Below are 2,625 nucleotides of genomic sequence, written 5' to 3'. Positions count from 1 at the left end.
TGCATAGCGGCAATCTAGGTAAGATTCAGCGTCAATCAGGATGAGACTCGCGCCGGGGTGTGACGGAGTGAGGGCGTAGCCCGATCGTAGTCATACCCCGGCGTGGCGCAGATTTTCGGCGTCTCAAGATCGCGGTCGGTTCGGTACATTTGCGGTTTTCTGGATTGGAGAACCAGTTTGTGCCGGGTCGCCATGTAACCGATCATCAGATGAGACTCTTCATGAAGTATCGACAAACGCATTCCGTCGAGGTCGCCGCAGCGAAAGCGTCGATCAGCCGAGCCACGGCATACCGCCTCGATAAGGAGGTACAACTACCATCTCAGAGCAAAGCGCCGCGTGGACGCCGCCGCCCTGATCCCCTGGAGCCGATATTCGAGACTGAGGTCATCCCGCTGCTGAAGGCCGCACCAGGCATCCGTGCCGTCGCTGTCTACAACGAGATGCTTCGCCGTCATCCAGAACTCTCTGAAGGTATCCGCCGCACGCTTGAACGACGCATCCGGTCGTGGCGTGCTGTCCATGGCGAAGCGCAGGAGGTCATCTTCCGCCAGATGCACGAGCCAGGCCGACTGGGCCTTTCGGATTTTACCGACGCCAGCGGCCTTGGTGTAACGATCGCCGGCCAGCCGCTTGATCACCTGTTCTATCACTTCCGGCTTGTCTGGTCAGGCTTCGAACATGCCCATGTCATTCTCGGCGGGGAAAGCTTTGTCGCGCTAGCTGAGGGGCTTCAAAATGCCCTGTGGTCCGTGGGCGGTACGCCGCTCTATCACCGCAGCGACAGCCTGTCGGCGGCATTCCGCAACCTCGACACCGACGCCAAGGTCGATCTCACACACCGTTACGACCAGCTTTGCTCTCATTACCGGATGACCCCGACGCGCAATAACAAGGGCGTCGCGCATGAGAACGGCTCGATCGAAAGCTCCCATGGTCATCTCAAGAATGCCGTTCATGATGCCCTGCTGATGCGGGGGACCAAGGAGTTCGACGATCTCGGTTCCTACCGCGCCTTTGTCGACGAGATCGTCAGCCGTCGCAACGCCGCTCATGGCAAGCGCATTGATGCAGAGCGCTCCCATCTGCAGGCGCTGCCAGAGCGCCGGACCACGGACTTCGAAGAGATTGTCGTTACGGTGTCCCGGACGGGCGGCTTCACCTTGCGCAAGGTCTTCTACACCGTGCCATCCCGCCTGATCGGCCACAGGTTACGAGTTCGCTTGTTCGACGACCGACTGGATGTCTTTGTCGGCGGTACGCACCTGATGACGTTGCGCCGGGGACGCGGCCATGCTGACGGCCGGCATGACCAGGTCGTCAACTATCACCACGTCATCCATTCCCTGCGCAAAAAGCCGATGGCGATCCGCGGCCTGGTTTATCGCGACAAGCTCTTCCCGCGTCAGGAATACCGCAAGGCCTTCGAAGCGCTGACTGAGCAGCTTCCCGACAAGCAGGCTTGCAAGATCACCGTCGAACTCCTGGCGCTGGCGCATGACCGCGGTTGCGAGCGTGAACTTGCCGAAGAATTGGCCAGGGTCTTGGACGCCGGTGATTTACCGGATCTGGTCGCCATGCGAACACTCTTTGGCCCGGATCCAACCAAGCTACCTACCGTCCATGTGCAGCTCGCATCGCTCAACGGCTATGAGGCGCTGATCGGGACAGGAGAAGCCGCATGAAGAACGCCCACGTGATCGACGAAGCACGGCTCGGCATCATGCTCAACGAGCTTCGGCTACCGACCATCAAAACACTATGGCCGCAATTTGCCGAGCAGGCAGACCGGGAAGGATGGCCAGCAGCGCGCTTCCTGTCGGCGATTGCCGAGCACGAGCTGGCAGAGCGTGCCAATCGCAGGATTGAACGGCATCTCGCCGAAGCGCATCTGCCGCCCGGAAAGACCTTGGACAGCTTCGCCTTCGATGCTGTACCCATGATCTCAAAGGCGCAGGTCATGGCAATTACCGCCGGCGACAGTTGGCTCGCCAAAGGAGCCAACATCCTCATGTTCGGTCCGCCCGGCGGAGGAAAGAGCCATCTCGCCGCCGCTATCGGCCTGGCCCTGATCGAGAACGGATGGCGGGTCCTGTTCACCCGGACCACCGATCTCGTCCAAAAGCTACAGGTTGCGCGCCGGGAACTACAGCTCGAGTCTGCCATCGACAAACTCAACAAGTACGACCTGCTCATCCTCGATGATCTCGCCTACGTCACCAAGGACCAGGCGGAAACAAGCGTGCTCTTCGAGCTGATCTCGGCGCGATACGAGCATCGATCGATCTTGATCACTGCCAACCAGCCGTTTGGGGAGTGGAACCGGGTCTTTCCCGATCCTGCCATGACGCTCGCAGCGGTCGACAGGCTCGTGCACCATGCGACGATCTTCGAGATGAACGTCGAAAGCTATCGCCGCAGAACCGCGCTCGAGGAAAAACGCCAGCGGGGTCGACCCGCTTCGTTTGCGACAATCAGAACCTCAACGCTGTCTGTCGCGGAGCGGCAATCAGAAAACGACGAAGAACTTGTCAGCGACAATCAGCGTGATAACTTGATCCCGACCGCGACCTAAGAATCTCATCCAGATTGTCGCCCGCGTCTTATCCTGATTGCCGCGCTATA

2 protein-coding genes are annotated in these 2,625 nt (G+C 59.7%); both read left to right on the top strand.

The window, feature by feature from the left end; genetic code table 11:
- Positions 1-179: 179 nt before the first annotated feature.
- On the top strand, positions 180-1,685 hold the full coding sequence (gene istA / locus FHW37_RS33300; protein ID WP_145643851.1) for an IS21 family transposase: 1,506 nt from the start codon (positions 180-182) through the stop codon (positions 1,683-1,685).
- Complete coding sequence (gene istB, locus FHW37_RS33295; protein WP_145643850.1) at positions 1,682-2,575, top strand: IS21-like element ISRel5 family helper ATPase IstB; 894 nt, start codon at positions 1,682-1,684, stop codon at positions 2,573-2,575. The genes istA and istB overlap by 4 nt, the downstream gene beginning before the upstream one ends.
- Positions 2,576-2,625: the final 50 nt, after the last annotated feature.

The organism is Neorhizobium alkalisoli (assembly GCF_007829835.1).
Taxonomy (GTDB): domain Bacteria; phylum Pseudomonadota; class Alphaproteobacteria; order Rhizobiales; family Rhizobiaceae; genus Neorhizobium.
This window is presented reverse-complemented; position numbering and strand designations above follow the sequence as displayed.

What these genes read in the sequence shown, in the direction of transcription:
- istB (WP_145643850.1), top strand. Translation starts at nt 1,682, where the DNA reads ATGAAGAACGCCCACGTGATCGACGAAGCACGGCTCGGCATCATGCTC.